The organism is Nocardia sp. NPDC050435 (genome assembly GCF_040655395.1).
In the GTDB taxonomy this organism is placed as follows: domain Bacteria; phylum Actinomycetota; class Actinomycetes; order Mycobacteriales; family Mycobacteriaceae; genus Nocardia.
On record NZ_JBFAJW010000009.1, the window covers coordinates 318105 to 334165 of the forward strand.

A 16061-nucleotide genomic window follows, 5' to 3' on the forward strand; every position below is an offset into this window, starting at 1 on the left:
CGCGGGCAGGCGTACGGTCGGGAGGTATGAGTGATCCGACAGGCCCGGTCCGGGTCGAGACCAGTCCGAAGCGGGTCCGGGTCTACCTCGGCGGGCACCTGATCGCCGACACGCTGCGCGCGGCGCTGGTGTGGGAGCACCCGCACTACCCGACCTACTACCTGCCCGCGGTCGATCTGCGCGCGAAACTCGAGGCGAGCGGCCAGGTCTCGCACTCCCCCGCGCTGGGCACCGGCACGGGGTACGACGTGGTCGTCAACGGCATCACCGCGGAGAACGCGGCACTGCGCTACCACGAATCGCCGGTCCCGGGCGTGAACGAGCTGGTGCGCCTGGAGTGGAACGCGATGGACTCCTGGTTCGAGGAGGACGAGCCGGTCTACGTGCATCCGCGCGACCCGTACTCCCGGGTCGACATCCTGGCCAGCACCCGGCACGTGCGGGTGGAGATCGACGGCGTCACCGTCGCCGATTCGCACGCGCCGCGCATGCTGTTCGAAACCGGGCTGCCGACACGGTATTACCTGCCGCTCACGGATCTGCGCATGGACCTGCTCGAGGTGTCCCCGACGCGTACCAGTTGCCCGTACAAGGGCAACGCGGAGTATTGGACGGTGCGCGTCGGCGACAACGAGTACGTCGATTACGTGTGGATCTATCGCACGCCGGTGCCGGAGAGCCAGAAGATCCAGGGCCTGGCCTGCTTCTACAACGAGAAGGTCGACATCTACCTGGACGGCGAATTACAGGAACGCCCGCACAGCCCGTTCAGCTGAGCCCGGGGTGATCCCGACGCCGGGCGAATCCGGCACGCGGCAGACCACTCTCGGCCGAGATCGCGCACCCGCCGGACGGGCCGCCCGCCTCCCGCGAGGTGAGCGGCCCGCCGGCGTTCAGGACTCCGGCAGCGGCGCGGCCTGCTCGAGGGTCCGCGCAGGCGGTGCGGCCAGCCACGGGAAAACCGGGGCCAGCTGCTCGGACAGATCGCTGATCGCGACCGCCTCACGCACCCGCGCTTCGGCCTCGGTGATCGGCTTGACCACCGCGTTCTGCAACTTCAGGGTGTTGTAGGCGTTGACGCTCGCCGCGATGCCGACCGGAACGCCCAGCAGCAGGCTGCCCGCCGTGGTGCCGACGACGCCGAGCAGCGCGGCGCCGGCGAGGCAGCCGCCGAGCGTGCCGGCCGCGATGCCCGGAATGGACGACAGACTGCCCGCTCCCGCGCCGCCCAGGAAACCGATGAGGCACCCGGCCGTGAGACCGACCGCGCCGCCGATCAGTCCGCCGATGCTGACCGCCAGCGCGAACTGGGTGCTGACCGCGCTGATCGCCGCGTTGCGATCCTCGGCCTTCTGCACCTCGGGATTGTCCGAGCTGTCGTCGATCTCACGGTTGGCCGAGAGCGGAACCGTGTCCGGCACCTCGCAGATCGGCGCGGGCAGTTCGTCGGCGCTGCGCGCGGCCGCGATGTTCTCGGCCGTCAGCTGGGAGACCGGCACCGTGCCCACCGGGCACGGCACCGCCGCGTTCGGCCAGATCGCCATCGGCGAACCGAAGGTCAGGGTGTTGCCCAGCAGGTAGCGCCCCTGCGCGTCCAGCACCTGGAAGTTGTTGATCGCCTGCCAGCGCCGCTCGCCCTCGGGCCCCGGCATGAGGTGATCCGGGTCGTCGCCGGTGCCCGGGGCCTGCACCGTGACGCTGCCCATCGGCGTGTTCAGGAAGGCGGAGCTGTCGCTGAGGTCGCCGGTGTAATCCCAGCCCGGCAGCGGCGAAACCTGCACTCGGGACAGGCCTTCGCGCACCGCCTCCTCGTGCGGCGTATCGCCCGGCAGTACCTCGGGCAGCGGCGGCGGGATCTCCTGGCCGAAGGGCACATGATGCAGACCGTCGCCCTCTTCACCGGCCAGCAGCCGGCCCTGGCGGTCGCGGACCTGGAAGTGCTCGCTGCCGACGAAGGTCACCGCGACATCCGGGCCGTAGATGGTCGAGACGCGGTTGTAGGCGCTGCTGCGCAGGTGGATGCCGGGCAGCAGTTCCCAGTCGTCCTGCCCGCACAGCGGGTCGCGCGGCGGGACCGGGTCGTCCGGGTTACCCCAATCTTCCAGTGGCGGACAGTCGATCGCCTCGGGGCCGGTGATCGGCGGCACCGCGTGCGCGGGGGCGGCGGCGATGCCGACGGCCGCGGCGGTCAGCGCCGCGATACCGATGGCCGGGACAATTCTCAACGGAACCTCGCATCCATTACGCGGTGGGAAATACCTGCGGCGGAACGAACGGCAAAACCGGAGAAACAATTGCAGGGCAGAAATTGCCGAGGCGATCGAATTCGTTGCCCCGGCATGCCCTCTGACCTGGTGACGGTACCGTACGGCCCGACGTCAGACGGCGATCAACGGGGGTTTGTCCTCGGCGCGTCGGTATTGTCCTGGCGCGAGGCCGTATTCACGCTTGAAAGCCTTGGCGAATGCGAATTCGGAGGTGTATCCGACCTTCCGCGCAATGGCGGCCAGGCCGTCGCCGGTTTCCCGCAGCAGTTTCGCGGCGGTGAGCAGCCGCCAGCGCGTCAGGTAGGCCAGCGGCGGTTCGCCGACGGTGGCGGTGAAGCGGCGCGCGAGGGTGGCGCGCGAGACCCCGGCGCGCGCACTGAGTTCGGGCACCGTCCAGGCCCGGGCCGGGTCCTCGTGGACCGCGCGCAGCGCGGCGGCGACCGCGGGATCGGCGAACGCGCCCGCCCACCCGGTGCCGCCCTCCTGCTCGTCGAACCAGGCTCGCAGGATGTAGAGCAGCATGGTCTCGAGCAGCGTGGGCACCACGGCGTCGCTGCCCAGCCGGGGCTCGGTGAGCTCGGCGGCCAGCAGCTCCACCGCGGCGCGCAGCGTCGGGTGCTCGCCCAGTCGCGCGGGGAAATGGATGAATTCGGGCAGCTCGTCCAGCAGCGGATGGCTGCGCTGCCGGCCGAGTTCGTAGGCGCCGCACAGCAGCAGGGAACGCGCGCCGGGCCCGATGATCTCGCGCGGCTCACCCGGTTGCGCGAGTTCGGTGACCGCGCTGCCGAGTTGGTCGACCAGATCGTGGTCGGCGCCGCGCGGCATGAAGACGACATCGCCGACACCGAGCGCCAGCGGCTCGCCGCCCGGCGGAATGAGCTGGCACGAGCCCTGCAACACCACATGGAAACCCGCGCCGGGGACGACGGGATAGCGCCGGCCCCACGGGGCGTGGCGGACGAACATGCCCGAGGCCGGGTGGCCGGTGCGGATGGCCGCGATGGTTTCACTGAGGATGTCCACACGGTCACCATACAGTGTTTCCTATGAGTGTTACTGACATATTTATGAGCGAAATAGCCATTCATGTGCTCATGAATTCGCCATAACGTTCATCCCATGACGAACCCGAACTCCCCCGCCACCATCGCGATCTACGGCGCCAACGGCGTCACCGGCGGCTACATGCTTACCGATCTGCGCCGCCGCGGCCTCACCCCGATCCTGGTCGGCCGCGACGCCGCCCGCCTGCGCGCGGCCGCCGATGCCGCGGGACTCCCCGACGCCGACATCCGAGTCGCCGACCTCACCGATCGCGACGCCCTGGTCACCGCGTTCACCGGCGCCGACGTGGTGATCAGCAGCCTGCCCGCCTACGTGGACAACGGCGAAGCCGTCCTCGCCGCCGCCATCGACGCCCGCGCGCACTACGCCGATGTCTCCGGCGAACAGCTGTTCCTGCGCACCGTTTTCGACGACTACGACGCACGCGCCCAGGCTGCCGGGGTCACCGTGATCTCCGGTATCACCGACAGCAATCTGTCCGGCGACCTGCTCGCCCATCTCACCTCGCGCCGGGTCCAGGGCCCGGCCGAGATCGAGATCAGCCACCTCAGCAAGAGCGGCGGCAACGGCTCCAAGGGCAGCGCGAAGACCGTGTTCGCCAGCCTGGACTGGTTCAGCAACGGTGGCTGGCACTACGCGGACGGCGAATTCCACACCGGCGCAACGGCGAAACGCTCCGAGATGGTGTTCCCAGGTGACACCGAACCCACCCCGGTAGCGAAGTTCCCGCAGCCGCCCGTGCTGTCGATTCCACGCCACTCCGACGTCGGCTTCGTCGAGGGCGTGGTGGCCACCCGCATCCTCGCGAACCTGAGCGGCTTCACCGCCGAGCTGATCGAGTCGCTGCCCGATGCTCCGAGCGAGGATCTGCGCTACGACCTGGTCGTGGACGCCTACGGCGTCGACGGCGCGAAAGTCCGGGGCGTCGTCAGCGGACTGCACTCCTACCGCGATTCGGCGCTGATGGCGGTGGAGACCGCCGTGCGCCTCGCGGGAGGCGGCACCCGGCCGGGCGCGCTCGCTCCGGCGGAGGCGTTCGACCCGGCCGGCTTCCTCGATGCGCTCGCCGAGCACGGGATCACCTGGCGCCTCGAGTCCTGAATAGAGGATTGCCGATCGATGACCGGCTCCTATACTGCAAGGACAACCCCTGCGACCGAAGCCTCCCTCGAAGGAGGGCGCCATGGCTGACCCGACGCACACCAAGGTTTGTCTGACCTGCCGCGAGTATCCCGATCCCGCGCTGGCGATCTTCCTCGCTCCCGAGCCCCTGGTCCGCGGCGGCTGCGTCCTGCATCTGGTGGAGCAGGTGCCCGTCGGCGCGGCCGGGGCGCGGGAGCTGGCCGGAGAACTCGCCCGGATCATGCAGTCCCAGGTCGACCCGGCCAGTTCCGTACGGGCCGAGTTCCGCGCCTTCGCCACCGGCCGGGCCGATGCCGCCCGCACCCGATCGGTGCTGCACGACCACCTCATCAGCGATCCCGACCCGGTCGGCCTGGACGCCGCCGACCCCGACGAGCTGACCAGGCTGGCCGCGCTCCCCGAACATCCGCTCGGCCCGCGCCGGGTCGACGACTTCCAGGATTACGCCGTGCGCGCGGCCATGCTCGCGGTCTACCGCCACTTCGAGGTGGACCAGCGCATACCGGTCCTCTACCACGGTCACGCGGACCCTTCGACCGGCTGGCTCGCCCTGCGCGCCGGCTCGGCGTAGCGCACACGAAAGGCCCCGCACCCGAGGGGGTGGCGAGGCCTTTCCGTGTTCCGGCGGCTACTTCGGGATTTCGACGACGCCCTCGTCGACGGCCCACTGGATCGTGCGCTCGAGATCGGCGCAGGATTCGGGCCGGTGCGGATGACTCTGGGTCGGACCGAGTTTGGCGAAGACCGGGCAGCGGGCGGCCGGGTCACCGGTCCACTGCACCGAGGTCTGGTGCGCGGAGTACTTGCGCACCAGGACTTCGCTGGCACAGGTCTGACACTTGAGCGGCGTCATGCCGTCGTCCAGGTAGCGCTGTTTGTCGACCACGGTCTGGGCCTGCACCTCGGCCCGCCGTTCCGGCTGATCGGCAAAGTCGGGTGCTTTGGCCCACCGAATCATCAGACACCCGCCTCCGCTTGATCGGACTGTGCCGCTTCTTCTTCCGCCCGCCGCCGCAGGTTCTCCGCGACCTCGGCCTCCCAGGCGATGTTCGCCTTGGTGGTGTCCACCTCGAACTCGAAGCGGTCGGTGGACTTCGGATTGACGTCGGCGAGGTCCACGTAGAACTGGTCGTACCAGCGGCGCAGCTGGTAGACCGGGCCGTCTTCCTCGCAGAGCAGCGGGTTTTCGACCTTGGACTTGTGCTTCCAGATCTCCACGTCGCCGAGGAAGCCGACGTTGATGCCCTCCATCATCTTCTCCGCGAGCTTCTGCCCGCCCGCGTCGTCGAGGCCGGCCGGCTTCTCCGCGGTCAGGCCCCACATCAGCATGAAGGAGTCCTGCGAGACCGGGTAGTGGCAGTTGATCAGCATCGTCTTGACCTCGAACCCGCCGTAGCTGTTGATCAGCGAGTTGAGCATCCAGGACGGACCGTAGTAGGAGGCCACCGACTCCAGCAGCACCTCGCCGTACTTCTGGGTGCCGATGTCCTGCCGGTTCTTCGACTCCAGGAACTGGGTGGCGACGTGGCCTTCGAAGACGTTCTTGAAGAACGTCGGGTAGGCGAAGTGGATGTAGAAGAAGTGCGCCATATCGACCACGTTGTCGATGATCTCGCGGCAGTTGGCGCCTTCGATCAGCATGGTGTTCCACACCCACGGGGTCCAGCGTTCGCCGAGTTCCTCGCGCCCGCTGCCGTCTTCGTTGGTGTAGGCGCCGTCGATGTAGGGGATGGTGACCCCCTCCTGCGGCGGATTGCCCTCGTGGTCGTTCCAGACGAACAGCTGCCCGTTACGCTCCAGGGTGGTCCAGGATCGAGTGCGTGCCAACGGCGGTACGCGCTTGCCGTACGGGATGGCCGTGCATTTGCCGTTGGCGCCCCAGCGCCAGTCGTGGAACGGGCAGGCGATGTCGTCGCCCTTGATCGAGCCCATGCTCAGATCGCCGCCCATGTGCCGGCAGTAGCCGTCCAGCACATGCAGTTCGTCCTTGCTGTCGGCCCAGATCACGAGCTTGGTGCCGAAAGCCTGCACCGAGTGCGGCTTGCCGTCACGGAACGATTCGGCCAGACCGAGGCAATGCCAACCCCGCGCATAACGGGTAGGCACGGAGCCCACATCGAGCTCCCGAACCTTGCCACCGCTCCCCTTGGGGGTAACTGCCATCGCGATTCCTCCTCCTTCTGTACTAGAACACGTTACAAAACGAGCGGGCTTCACGCCAGCGATCTGGCCCACTTCCTGGGGATCCTTGATCAGCGGCTATTGTGGATACCTGTTCTCGACAGAAATAAGAACCTGTTCTAGTCTCAGAGGCAAATGACTACCGGTAACCAACCCGACCAGGCAGGAGCAGGTCTCGAGATGACGCAAGAAGTGACCGACAAGGTCGAAGCACTGTTGCCCTTCCTGCGCGAGCAGGCTCAGGCGGCCGAGGACCTGCGCCGCATTCCCGAAGAAACCATGAAGGCGCTGCAGGGGACCGGCTTCTTCAAGATCGTGCAGCCCAAGCAGTGGGGTGGCTACGCCGCCGACCCGGTGATCTTCTACGACACCGTCCGCAAGATCGCCAGCGCGTGCGGCTCCACCGGCTGGGTCGCGGGCATCCTCGGCATCCACAACTGGCACCTGGCGCTGTTCAGCCAGCAGACCCAGGAAGAGGTGTGGGGCAACGACACCGAGGTCCGCATCTCCTCCTCCTACGCCCCGATGGGCGCGGGCACGGTCGTCGAGGACGGCTCGGGTTACCGCGTCAGCGGCAGCTGGGCCTGGTCTTCCGGTTCCGACCACGCCGACTGGACCTTCGTCGGCGGCCCGGTGATCAAGGACGGCCGTCCGGTCGACTTCGGCAGCTTCCTGGTCCCGCGTACCGACTACCGCATCGACGACGTGTGGAATGTGGTGGGGCTCAAGGGCACCGGCTCCAACACGCTGGTGGTCGAGGACGTCTTCGTGCCGCGGCATCGCTTCCTCAGCTACAAGACCATGAACGAGCTGAAATCGCCTGGCCTGGAGCAGAATACCGATCCGCTCTACAAGATGCCCTGGGGCACCATTCATCCCAGCACCATCACCACCCCGATCGTCGGCATGGCCTACGGCGCCTACGCCGCCCACGTCGAGCACCAGGGCAAGCGCGTGCGCGCCGCCTACGCCGGCGAGAAGGCCAAGGACGACCCGTTCGCCAAGGTCCGCATCGCGGAGGCCTCCAGCGATATCGACGCGGCCTGGCGTCAGGTGCGGGGCAACATCACCGACGAGTACGGCTACCTGCTGCGCGGCGAGGAGATCCCGGTCGAGCTGCGGCTGGCCGCGCGCCGCGACCAGGTGCGCGCCACCGGCCGCGCGATCGCCTCCATCGACAAGCTCTTCGAGAGCTCGGGCGCCACCGCGCTCGCCAACGGCACTCCGCTGCAGCGCTTCTGGCGCGACGCCCACGCCGGGCGGGTGCACGCCGCCAACGATCCCGAGCGCGCCTACACGATGTTCGGCTCCGGGGAATTCGGGCTGCCGATCACCGACACCATGTACTAGGAGGGGATTTCGTGACTTCGACGGTGGAACTCACCTACGAATCGACTTCGCGTTTCGCGCAGGTCCGCCCGGATCTGCAGCTGCATTATCACGAGGCCGGCGTCGGCAACGGGCCGACGATCGTGCTGCTGCACGGCGGCGGGCCCGGCGCCTCGTCCTGGTCGAACTTCGCGCGCAACATCCCGGTGCTGGCGCAGGATTACCACGTGCTGGCGGTGGACCAGCCCGGCTTCGGCAAGTCGGACAAGCCGGTCGACCATCCGCAGTACTTCTCGCACAGCGCGTCGGCGCTGAAAGATCTGCTCGACCATCTGCAGATCACCGATCGCGTGCACCTGCTGGGCAATTCGCTCGGCGGCGGCGCGGCGGTGCGGTTCGCGCTGGACTACCCGGACCGCGCCGGCAAGCTGGTGCTGATGGGCCCGGGCGGGCTGAGCGTCAACGTGTTCGGGCCCGACCCGACCGAGGGCGTGAAGAACCTGGCGAAGTTCAACTACGAACCGACCCGGGCGAACCTGGAAGCGTTCCTGCGGATCATGGTCTTCGACCAGAAGCTGATCACCGAGGAACTCATCGACGAGCGGTTCGCCGCCGCGAGTACCCCCGAGTCGCTGGCGGCGACCCGGGCCATGGGCAAGTCGTTCTCGGGTCCCGACTTCGAGCTCGGCATGCTCTGGCGTGAGGCCTACAGGCTGCGCCAGCCGGTGCTGCTGATCTGGGGCCGCGAGGACCGGGTGAATCCGCTCGACGGCGCGATCGTGGCCACCAAGATGATCCCGCGGGTGCAGCTGCACGTGTTCGGTGGTTGCGGCCACTGGGCGCAGCTGGAAAAGTTCGACGAATTCAATCGTCTCGCAACCGATTTCCTCGCCGGGTCCCGCCCGCGGGGTGATGTCGGGCCCGGAGGCGGTAGCGCAGCGTGACCATGCAGGGCCCGGAACCCCGCCCGTCAGATTGGGAGAAGTAGGAATGGGCAACATCAAGTCGCTCGGGTACATGCGCATCGAGGCCACCGATATGGCGGCCTGGCGCGAATACGGGCTCAAGGTGCTCGGCATGATGGAGGGCAGCGGCGCCGATCCGGACGCCCTCTACCTGCGGATGGACGATTTCGCCGCCCGTCTGGTGATCATCCCCGGCGAGCAGGACCGGCTCCTGGTTTCCGGCTGGGAGGTCACCGATCGCGCTGGGCTGCAGGAACTTCGGGAGATCCTGGCGAAGGCGGACGTGTCCTTCACCGAGGGCACCAAGGAGGAGCTCGCCGAACGCCGGGTCGAGGGGATGATCCGCTTCCAGGACCCGTCCGGCAACACGCTGGAGGCGTTCTACGGCGCGCAGTACCTCGGCCGCCGGTTCGTCAGCCCCTACGGCCACAAGTTCGTCACCGCCGAACAGGGCCTCGGGCACGTCGTGCTCACCTGCACCGACGACGCCGCGGCCCAGGAGTTCTACCAGGGCGTGCTCGGCTTCCGGCTGCGCGACTCGATGCGGCTGCCCCCGCAGCTGGTCGGCCGCCCCGCCGACGGCGATCCGGCGTGGCTGCGGTTCTACGGCTGCAACCCGCGCCACCACTCGCTGGCGTTCCTGCCGCTGCCCAACCCGACCGGCATCGTGCACCTGATGGTCGAGGTGGAGAGCTCCGACGACGTCGGCCTCGCCCTCGATCGCGCGCTGCGCAAGAAGGTCAAGATGTCGGCGACGCTCGGCCGCCACATCAACGACAAGATGCTGTCGTTCTACATGAAGACGCCCGGCGGCTTCGATATCGAATTCGGTACCGAAGGGCTGGAAGTCGAGGACGATCTGTCCTGGATCGCCCGGGAGTCCACGGCGGTGAGCCTGTGGGGTCACGACTTCTCGATCCAGGCTCGCCAGCAATGACCGAACCCACGGCCGAGATCGATCCGCGCGCGTTCCGTAATGTGCTGGGGCAGTTCTGCACCGGCATCACCGTCATCACCACCTTCGACGGTGACGGTGCGCCGGTCGGCTTCGCCTGCCAGTCCTTCGCCGCGCTGTCGCTGGACCCGCCGCTGATCCTGTTCTGCCCCACCAAGAACTCGCGTTCCTGGGCGGCGATCGAGCAGGCCGGCAAGTTCTGCGTCAACGTGCTGGCCGAGGAGCAGCAGGCCGTGTGCGCCCGCTTCGGTTCCCGCGAACCCGACAAGTTCGCCGGAACCCCTTGGCACACCTCCGAATTGGAGGTCCCGGTCCTCGACGACTCGCTGGCCACGATCCAGTGCACTGTGGACAGCGTCGTCGACGGCGGCGATCACTACATCGTGATCGGCCGTGTGCAGGCCCTGTCGGAGTCCACCGACTCCGGCAGGCCCCTGCTCTTCTACCGGGGGCAGTACACCGCGATCGAACCGGAGAAGACCACGCCCGCGCCCTGGCGCGCGGACCTGGATCACTTCCTCACGACCACCACGCTCGACACCTGGTTGTGAGCCCGAACGGCCGGGAGCCACGCGCTCCCGGCCGTTTCGCTCATGGCACCCGGGCCACCACATAGCCGACGATGTCGCCGACCGTGCGCCACCCGGCCGCGTCCTGCTCCGGAATCTTCACCCGGCATCCGTCCTCGATCCGCACGATGACCTCCACGATCTGGAGCGAATCCAGCCCGAGATCCTCATTCAGGCGGCTGTGCGGCTCGATCTCGCCCGGCGGACGCCCACTCTGCTCGGCGACGATCGCCCTGATTCGCTCCACGGTCTCCATGGACATATGCGCAACCCTCCCAGTGGTTCTCGCTGTCGAACCTACCGCCCGTAAAAGTGCTCATTCGATGCGCACTTTGCCCGTCATGCTGAATCCATGGAACAGCTCGACAACGCCCCCGTCCTCACCTGCGCCGACGCCGCCGAATGGGAATCCTGGCTGGCCGCCAACCACGCCACCGCCCCCGCCGTCTGGATCCTGATCGCCAAGAAGAACTCCACCGAGCGCTCCCCCACCATCACCGAAACCCTCGACGGCGCACTGTGTTACGGCTGGATCGACAGCGTCCGCCGCACCCACTCCCCCGACTACTACCTCCAGCGCTACTCCCCGCGCCGCCGGCGCAGCCCCTGGTCGGCCATCAACGTCGCCAAGGCCGAAGCCCTCATCGCGGCCGGCCGCATGCGCCCCGCCGGGTTCGCCGCCATCGCAGCGGCCAAGGACGACGGACGCTGGTACGCGTCGGCGACCGCTACTCCACGTCCGGCGGTAGCGGCTGCCCGCTGACAGCCTCCGTCAGATGCGCGCGAGCAGGGCGGGCAGGGCGGTGCCGATCGGTTCGCGGATGACCTCGTCGGCGAGGTCGTCGTAGGGGGTGGGTTCGGCGTTGACGATGATCAGGCGGGCGCCGTGCTGGGCGGCTACTCCGGCGAGGGAGGCGGCGGGCTGGACCTGCAAGGTGGTGCCGACGGCGACGAAGATCTGGGCGGCCTGGGTGATGGCGATGGCTTGGGACAGCACTTCCGAATCCAGCGATTCGCCGAACATGATCGTCGCGGCCTTGAGGATGCCGCCGCACTCGCGGCAGGGCGGATCGGGTTCGCCCGCCTCGACGCGTTCCAGGGCGGCGGCCATGGTCGTCCGGTCACCGCATTCGGTGCACACGACCGAGCGCGCGGAACCGTGCAACTCCAGCACCTTCCGATCCGGCAGCCCGGCCATTTGGTGCAATCCGTCGACGTTCTGCGTGATCACCCGCAGCGGCGTGCCCGCGCGCGCGAGCTCCACCACCGCTCGATGCGCCGCGTTCGGCCGCGCCCGCCACGCCGGACTCGCCTGCCGCATCAGCCACGACCTACGGCGAATCTCGCTGTCCCCCATATAGAACTGATACGTCACCAACTTCTCGGCCTCCGGATCCCGCCGCCACAACCCCTGCGGCCCGCGGTAATCCGGAATCCCCGAGTCCGTCGAGATCCCCGCCCCACTCAGAATCGCCACCAGTGGACGCCCAGCACTCATACCGCGAGGCTACGCACCCCGCCGCCCGTCGGTCACCCGCATTTCCCTCAGCACCCGCACTCTGAACTGCTTGTTCGCCCACCGACTTGTCCCCGGAGAGGACTAAACTGTCCACTGTGTCCAACCTCGGCCGCATCACCTCAGACCCTGACATCTGTCATGGCAAGCCCGTCGTGCGCGGTTTGCGCTACCCCGTCGAGATGTTGCTCGAGCTGCTCGCCGCCGGGATGAGCATCGAGGAACTGCTCGATGACTATCCCGACCTCGAGCACGAAGATATCCTCGCGGCGCTCGAGTACGCTGCGCTCGTGACGGCCAGGAAGACGACCATCCCCTTCACCGCGGCGTGAGGTTCCTCGTCGACGCGCAGCTACCGCGCAAGCTGGCGACTTTCCTCGCCGAGACCGGGCATGACGTCGTCCACACCTCGGAGCTCGATCAGGGCAACCGCACACCTGACAGCTCGATAGCCGAGATCGCCGACCGAGAAGGCCGGGTCGTCGTCACCAAGGACAACGACTTCTGGATCGGGCATGTCCTCGACGGCTGTCCGTCGCACCTGCTCATCGTCACAACCGGCAATATCGCCAACCGTCAGCTGATCGAGCTCTTCGCGCAACACCTGGACGAGATCCTCTGCCTCTTCGGCGAGAGCGTGGTCGTCGAACTCGGCCGCGACCAGCTGATTTCGCGTGTAGAGCGCACCGACTAATTCGGAGTTGCCGGAAGTACTTCCCACAGTCGAGAGTCGGCGGCATCGTTCCAGGCGTGGAGTTGGAAGGCCGGGTCGCGGAGTTCGCGACGGGCCGGGAGGCCGGGGCCGACGTGGGCGATGGAGAGGGTCGCGGTGCGGGCGCCGAGGGGGTCCTGTTTCAGGGTTCGGGCGATGGTGGTGGCGAGGGGGATCAGGTCGGCGGTGGTGGGGAGGCAGAGGTCGAGGGAGAGGTCGACGAGGGTGGGGGTGGTGGGTGAGATGGCCGAGCCGCCGGAGGCGATGTGGGCACCGGGTGGGAGGTCGATGGCGGACATGAAGGTGTAGAGGGGCCAGTCGTTGATCATCTGCGGGCCGGTGGCCGCATTCCCGGTGCAGGGCAGCTCGGGCGGATTGGCGGTGGTGTCGGCGGGCGTTCGACATCCCAGGAGGAGCAGCGAGCCCGCGGCCGCTGCGGCAGCACTTCTCGGCAGACGATTTCCGCTCGGCAAGAACGCCATTGCCCCTCCTTCGACCGAAGCCCGTTCGACAGTATCGTGTCGAACCCGCCACACGGCACAGGGCCGCGCCCGGAGATGGACGCGGCCCTGCGGGGAAAGACGCTCAGGCAGAAGCCTTCTCACGCTGCAGCTCCAGCGCGATATCGATGAGCTGATCCTCCTGCCCGCCGACGAGCTTGCGCTGCCCCGCGCGCACCAGCATCTCCGCGGCCGAGACCCCGTAGCGCTCGGCCTGGCGTTCGGCGTGGCGCAGGAACGAGGAGTAGACGCCCGCGTACCCCATCATCAGGGCCTGGCGGTCGAGCAGGCATTCGGTGGGCATGGCGGGGCGGACGACGTCTTCGGCGGCGTCGGTGACGGCGAAGAAGTCGACGCCGGTCTTGACGCCGAGCTTGTCGCAGACGCCGATGAACGCCTCGACCGGCAGGTTGCCCGCGCCGGCGCCGAAACGTCGTGCGCTGCCGTCGATCTGGGTCGCGCCCGCGCGCACGGCGTACACCGAGTTGGCGACCGCGAGACCGAGATTCTCGTGCCCGTGGAACCCGACCTGGGCGTCGTCGCCGAGCTCGGCGACCAGCGCGGCCACGCGATCGGTGACCTGCTCCAGCACCAGCGCGCCCGCCGAGTCGACGACGTAGACGCACTGGCAGCCGGCGTCGGCCATGATGCGGGCCTGCTTGGCCAGCTTTTCCGGGGTGGTGCTGTGCGCCATCATCAGGAACCCGACGGTCTCCAGCCCCAGTTCCCGGGCCAGCCCGAAGTGCTGGATGGAGACGTCGGCCTCGGTGCAGTGCGTGGCGATGCGGCAGATCGAGCCGCCGTTGTCCTGGGAGATCTTGATGTCCTCCTTGACGCCGACGCCGGGCAGCATCAGGAAGGCGATCTTGGCCTGCTTGGCGGTCTCGGCCGCGACCTTGATCAGCTCCTGCTCCGGGGTCTTGGAGAACCCGTAGTTGAACGAGGAGCCGCCCAGCCCGTCACCGTGGGTGACCTCGATGACGGGCACGCCGGAGGCGTCCAGGGCGGCGACGATGTCGCGCACCTCGGTGACGGTGAACTGGTGGCGCTTGTGGTGCGATCCGTCGCGCAGCGAGGTATCGGTGACGCGGACGTCGAGCTCGCCCGAGTAGGGCTTCAGCACAGTGGTCATCGGTGAAACTCCTTACACCCGGGCGGAAATGATCTGGTCGGCCAGTACTTCGCCGACACGGGTGGCGGCGGCGGTCATGATGTCGAGGTTGCCCGCGTAGGGCGGCAGGAAGTCGCCCGCGCCTTCGACCTCGACGAAGATCGACACCTTCGCCATGCCGCCGGAAACCAGCGACGGGTCGTCGAACTGCGGCTCGTTGAGCAGCCGGTAGCCGGGCACGTACTCCTGGATCGACTTCTCCATCTCGTGGATGGAGGCGGCGATGGCGTCGCGGTCGGCGTCCTCGGGGATGGCGCAGAAGATGGTGTCGCGCATGATCATCGGCGGTTCGGCCGGGTTCAGGATGATGATGGCCTTGCCGCGCTTGGCGCCGCCGATCGTCTCCACGCCCTTGGAGGTGGTCTTGGTGAACTCGTCGATGTTGGCGCGGGTGCCGGGTCCGGCCGACACCGAGGACACCGACGCCACGATCTCGGCGTACTCCACCGGCACGACCCGGGAGACGGCGGCGACCATCGGGATCGTCGCCTGCCCGCCGCAGGTGATCATGTTGACGTTCGGCGCGTCGGCCAGCGTCGCCAGGTTGACCGGCGGGATGACGGCCGGGCCGACGGCGGCCGGGGTCAGGTCGACGGCGCGGATACCCGCGGCCTCGTACTTCGGCGCGTAGGCCCGGTGCACGTAGGCGGAGGTGGCCTCGAACAGCAGGTCCGGCTTCTCCGGCAGCGCCAGCAGCCAGTCCGCGCCGTCGGCGGAGGTTTCCAGGCCCAGGCCGCGGGCCCGCTTCAGGCCCTCGGAATCCGGGTCGATGCCGATCATCCAGCGCGGCTCGATGTTCTCCGAGCGCAGCAGCTTGTACAGCAGGTCGGTGCTGATGTTGCCGGAGCCGACGATGGCCGCGGTGACTTTGGTGGTCACGACTTTCTCCTACAGGTCGGGGTCAGCTGAAACGCAGACGGACGGAACCGAGCCCGGCGAACTCGGCATGGAAGCTGTCGCCGGGGTGGGCGTCGATGGCGCGGGTGCAGGAGCCCGGCAGCACGATGTCGCCGGCCTTCAGGCGCACCCCGAAGGAGGCGACCTTGCGGGCCAGCCAGGCCACCGCGATCACCGGGTCGCCGAGCACGGCGTCGCTGCGCCCCTCGGCGACGACCGCGCCGTTCTTGGTGAGCACGGCGTCGATGCCCTTGATGTCGATGTCCTTCGGCGCCACCCGTTCCGGGCCGAGCACCCATCCTGCCGAGGAGGCGTTGTCGGAGATCGTGTCGCAGAGACCGATCTTCCAGTCCTTGATCCGGGAGTCGATGAGTTCGATCGCGGGCGCGTAGGCGACGGTGGCCGCGAGCACGTCCTCCTCGGTGCAGTCCGCGCCGGGCAGGTCCGCGCCGAGCACGAAACCGACCTCCACCTCGACCCGCGGGAACAGGTACTGCGCGGCCTCGACCGGCTTGTCCTCGTACACCTCCATGGTGTCCAGCAGGTGCCCGTAGTCGGGTTCGTCCACGTTCATCATCTGCTGCATGGCCAGCGAGGACAGGCCGACCTTGTGCCCGATCACCTTCGCGCCGCTGTCCAGCTTGCGCCGGATGTTGATCAGCTGGATCTCGTAGGCGTCGACCACGTCGATCTCGGCGTGCCGGGCGACCAGCGGATCGATGGCCACCCGATCGCGTTCGGCGACTTCGAGTTCGTCGGCCAGTTGGATTCGTACCGCATCGGACAGCACG

The 16061-nt window shown here is 68.1% G+C and carries 20 protein-coding genes; 10 read left to right on the top strand and 10 right to left on the bottom strand.

The window, feature by feature from the left end:
• Positions 1 to 26: 26 nt before the first annotated feature.
• Entirely contained in the window at positions 27 to 776 is a 750-nt protein-coding gene (locus AB0I43_RS27385; RefSeq protein WP_356974841.1) for a DUF427 domain-containing protein, read from the top strand.
• A 117-nt stretch (positions 777 to 893) separates the two neighbouring features.
• Here AB0I43_RS27385 and AB0I43_RS27390 read toward each other — a convergent pair whose 3' ends face one another.
• Together AB0I43_RS27390 and AB0I43_RS27395 are read right to left on the bottom strand one after the other, a co-directional pair.
• Complete coding sequence (locus tag AB0I43_RS27390; RefSeq protein ID WP_357432816.1) at positions 894 to 2225, bottom strand: hypothetical protein; 1332 nt, start codon at positions 2223 to 2225, stop codon at positions 894 to 896.
• Positions 2226 to 2378: 153 nt separating this feature from the next.
• Positions 2379 to 3290, bottom strand: coding sequence for an AraC family transcriptional regulator (locus AB0I43_RS27395; RefSeq protein ID WP_357432817.1), 912 nt, complete (start codon positions 3288 to 3290; stop codon positions 2379 to 2381).
• A 96-nt stretch (positions 3291 to 3386) separates the two neighbouring features.
• Here AB0I43_RS27395 and AB0I43_RS27400 point away from each other — a divergent pair, with 96 nt between their 5' ends.
• Together AB0I43_RS27400 and AB0I43_RS27405 are read left to right on the top strand one after the other, a co-directional pair.
• Entirely contained in the window at positions 3387 to 4433 is a 1047-nt protein-coding gene (locus AB0I43_RS27400) for a saccharopine dehydrogenase NADP-binding domain-containing protein (protein WP_357432818.1), read from the top strand.
• Positions 4434 to 4515: 82 nt separating this feature from the next.
• The gene (locus AB0I43_RS27405) at positions 4516 to 5046 is read left to right on the top strand and encodes a hypothetical protein (RefSeq protein ID WP_357432819.1); all 531 of its coding nucleotides are present in this window, start codon (positions 4516 to 4518) and stop codon (positions 5044 to 5046) included.
• Between the two features lie 57 nt (positions 5047 to 5103).
• Here AB0I43_RS27405 and AB0I43_RS27410 read toward each other — a convergent pair whose 3' ends face one another.
• Positions 5104 to 5433 (bottom strand): hypothetical protein, encoded by a 330-nt coding sequence (locus tag AB0I43_RS27410; protein ID WP_356974833.1) that lies wholly within the window; start codon positions 5431 to 5433, stop codon positions 5104 to 5106.
• Positions 5433 to 6638: a Rieske 2Fe-2S domain-containing protein gene (locus tag AB0I43_RS27415; protein WP_356974831.1), complete on the bottom strand. Its 1206-nt coding sequence runs from the start codon at positions 6636 to 6638 to the stop codon at positions 5433 to 5435. Before AB0I43_RS27415 ends, AB0I43_RS27410 begins: the two co-directional genes overlap by 1 nt.
• Before the next feature lie 198 nt (positions 6639 to 6836).
• On the opposite strand from AB0I43_RS27415, the gene hsaA reads away from it, so the two are divergent.
• Genes hsaA through hsaB form a run of 4 tightly spaced genes read left to right on the top strand, consistent with a single transcriptional unit; the run spans position 6837 to position 10456 of the window.
• Positions 6837 to 8006, top strand: coding sequence for a 3-hydroxy-9,10-secoandrosta-1,3,5(10)-triene-9,17-dione monooxygenase oxygenase subunit (hsaA, locus tag AB0I43_RS27420; protein ID WP_356974829.1), 1170 nt, complete (start codon positions 6837 to 6839; stop codon positions 8004 to 8006).
• A gap of 11 nt (positions 8007 to 8017) precedes the next feature.
• Positions 8018 to 8929: a 4,5:9,10-diseco-3-hydroxy-5,9,17-trioxoandrosta-1(10),2-diene-4-oate hydrolase gene (hsaD, locus tag AB0I43_RS27425; RefSeq protein ID WP_357432820.1), complete on the top strand. Its 912-nt coding sequence runs from the start codon at positions 8018 to 8020 to the stop codon at positions 8927 to 8929.
• A 46-nt stretch (positions 8930 to 8975) separates the two neighbouring features.
• Positions 8976 to 9887 (top strand): iron-dependent extradiol dioxygenase HsaC, encoded by a 912-nt coding sequence (hsaC, locus tag AB0I43_RS27430; protein WP_357432821.1) that lies wholly within the window; start codon positions 8976 to 8978, stop codon positions 9885 to 9887.
• Positions 9884 to 10456 (top strand): 3-hydroxy-9,10-secoandrosta-1,3,5(10)-triene-9,17-dione monooxygenase reductase subunit, encoded by a 573-nt coding sequence (hsaB, locus tag AB0I43_RS27435; RefSeq protein ID WP_357432822.1) that lies wholly within the window; start codon positions 9884 to 9886, stop codon positions 10454 to 10456. The genes hsaC and hsaB overlap by 4 nt, the downstream gene beginning before the upstream one ends.
• Positions 10457 to 10496: 40 nt before the next feature.
• Here hsaB and AB0I43_RS27440 read toward each other — a convergent pair whose 3' ends face one another.
• On the bottom strand, positions 10497 to 10736 hold the full coding sequence (locus tag AB0I43_RS27440; protein ID WP_357432823.1) for an acyl carrier protein: 240 nt from the start codon (positions 10734 to 10736) through the stop codon (positions 10497 to 10499).
• Positions 10737 to 10826: 90 nt separating this feature from the next.
• Here AB0I43_RS27440 and AB0I43_RS27445 point away from each other — a divergent pair, with 90 nt between their 5' ends.
• Positions 10827 to 11237: a hypothetical protein gene (locus AB0I43_RS27445; RefSeq protein WP_357432824.1), complete on the top strand. Its 411-nt coding sequence runs from the start codon at positions 10827 to 10829 to the stop codon at positions 11235 to 11237.
• Positions 11238 to 11246: 9 nt separating this feature from the next.
• Here AB0I43_RS27445 and AB0I43_RS27450 read toward each other — a convergent pair whose 3' ends face one another.
• On the bottom strand, positions 11247 to 11972 hold the full coding sequence (locus AB0I43_RS27450; RefSeq protein WP_356974819.1) for a Sir2 family NAD-dependent protein deacetylase: 726 nt from the start codon (positions 11970 to 11972) through the stop codon (positions 11247 to 11249).
• 116 nt (positions 11973 to 12088) lie between these two features.
• Here AB0I43_RS27450 and AB0I43_RS27455 point away from each other — a divergent pair, with 116 nt between their 5' ends.
• Together AB0I43_RS27455 and AB0I43_RS27460 are read left to right on the top strand one after the other, a co-directional pair.
• Entirely contained in the window at positions 12089 to 12322 is a 234-nt protein-coding gene (locus AB0I43_RS27455; protein ID WP_356974817.1) for a DUF433 domain-containing protein, read from the top strand.
• Complete coding sequence (locus tag AB0I43_RS27460; protein ID WP_357432825.1) at positions 12319 to 12684, top strand: DUF5615 family PIN-like protein; 366 nt, start codon at positions 12319 to 12321, stop codon at positions 12682 to 12684. Before AB0I43_RS27455 ends, AB0I43_RS27460 begins: the two co-directional genes overlap by 4 nt.
• On the opposite strand, the gene AB0I43_RS27465 is transcribed toward AB0I43_RS27460, so the two are convergent.
• The 4 genes from AB0I43_RS27465 to AB0I43_RS27480 form a co-directional block, all read right to left on the bottom strand.
• Positions 12681 to 13184, bottom strand: coding sequence for a hypothetical protein (locus AB0I43_RS27465; protein WP_357432826.1), 504 nt, complete (start codon positions 13182 to 13184; stop codon positions 12681 to 12683). The genes AB0I43_RS27460 and AB0I43_RS27465 overlap by 4 nt on opposite strands.
• Positions 13185 to 13287: 103 nt before the next feature.
• Positions 13288 to 14334, bottom strand: coding sequence for a 4-hydroxy-2-oxovalerate aldolase (gene dmpG, locus AB0I43_RS27470; protein ID WP_356974813.1), 1047 nt, complete (start codon positions 14332 to 14334; stop codon positions 13288 to 13290).
• Positions 14335 to 14346: 12 nt separating this feature from the next.
• On the bottom strand, positions 14347 to 15252 hold the full coding sequence (locus AB0I43_RS27475; RefSeq protein ID WP_356974811.1) for an acetaldehyde dehydrogenase (acetylating): 906 nt from the start codon (positions 15250 to 15252) through the stop codon (positions 14347 to 14349).
• 22 nt (positions 15253 to 15274) lie between these two features.
• Entirely contained in the window at positions 15275 to 16060 is a 786-nt protein-coding gene (locus tag AB0I43_RS27480) for a 2-keto-4-pentenoate hydratase (RefSeq protein WP_356974809.1), read from the bottom strand.
• Position 16061 lies beyond the last annotated feature (1 nt).

Excerpts from the sequence above, each read along its gene's own strand:
- AB0I43_RS27410 (WP_356974833.1), bottom strand. The coding sequence starts at position 5,433 with ATGATTCGGTGGGCCAAAGCACCCGACTTTGCCGATCAGCCGGAACGG.
- hsaA (WP_356974829.1), top strand. The coding sequence starts at position 6,837 with ATGACGCAAGAAGTGACCGACAAGGTCGAAGCACTGTTGCCCTTCCTG.
- AB0I43_RS27450 (WP_356974819.1), bottom strand. The coding sequence starts at position 11,972 with ATGAGTGCTGGGCGTCCACTGGTGGCGATTCTGAGTGGGGCGGGGATC.
- AB0I43_RS27385 (WP_356974841.1), top strand. The coding sequence starts at position 27 with ATGAGTGATCCGACAGGCCCGGTCCGGGTCGAGACCAGTCCGAAGCGG.
- AB0I43_RS27400 (WP_357432818.1), top strand. The coding sequence starts at position 3,387 with ATGACGAACCCGAACTCCCCCGCCACCATCGCGATCTACGGCGCCAAC.
- AB0I43_RS27445 (WP_357432824.1), top strand. The coding sequence starts at position 10,827 with ATGGAACAGCTCGACAACGCCCCCGTCCTCACCTGCGCCGACGCCGCC.
- AB0I43_RS27405 (WP_357432819.1), top strand. The coding sequence starts at position 4,516 with ATGGCTGACCCGACGCACACCAAGGTTTGTCTGACCTGCCGCGAGTAT.
- AB0I43_RS27440 (WP_357432823.1), bottom strand. The coding sequence starts at position 10,736 with ATGTCCATGGAGACCGTGGAGCGAATCAGGGCGATCGTCGCCGAGCAG.
- hsaB (WP_357432822.1), top strand. The coding sequence starts at position 9,884 with ATGACCGAACCCACGGCCGAGATCGATCCGCGCGCGTTCCGTAATGTG.
- dmpG (WP_356974813.1), bottom strand. The coding sequence starts at position 14,334 with ATGACCACTGTGCTGAAGCCCTACTCGGGCGAGCTCGACGTCCGCGTC.
- hsaC (WP_357432821.1), top strand. The coding sequence starts at position 8,976 with ATGGGCAACATCAAGTCGCTCGGGTACATGCGCATCGAGGCCACCGAT.
- AB0I43_RS27415 (WP_356974831.1), bottom strand. The coding sequence starts at position 6,638 with ATGGCAGTTACCCCCAAGGGGAGCGGTGGCAAGGTTCGGGAGCTCGAT.
- AB0I43_RS27465 (WP_357432826.1), bottom strand. The coding sequence starts at position 13,184 with ATGGCGTTCTTGCCGAGCGGAAATCGTCTGCCGAGAAGTGCTGCCGCA.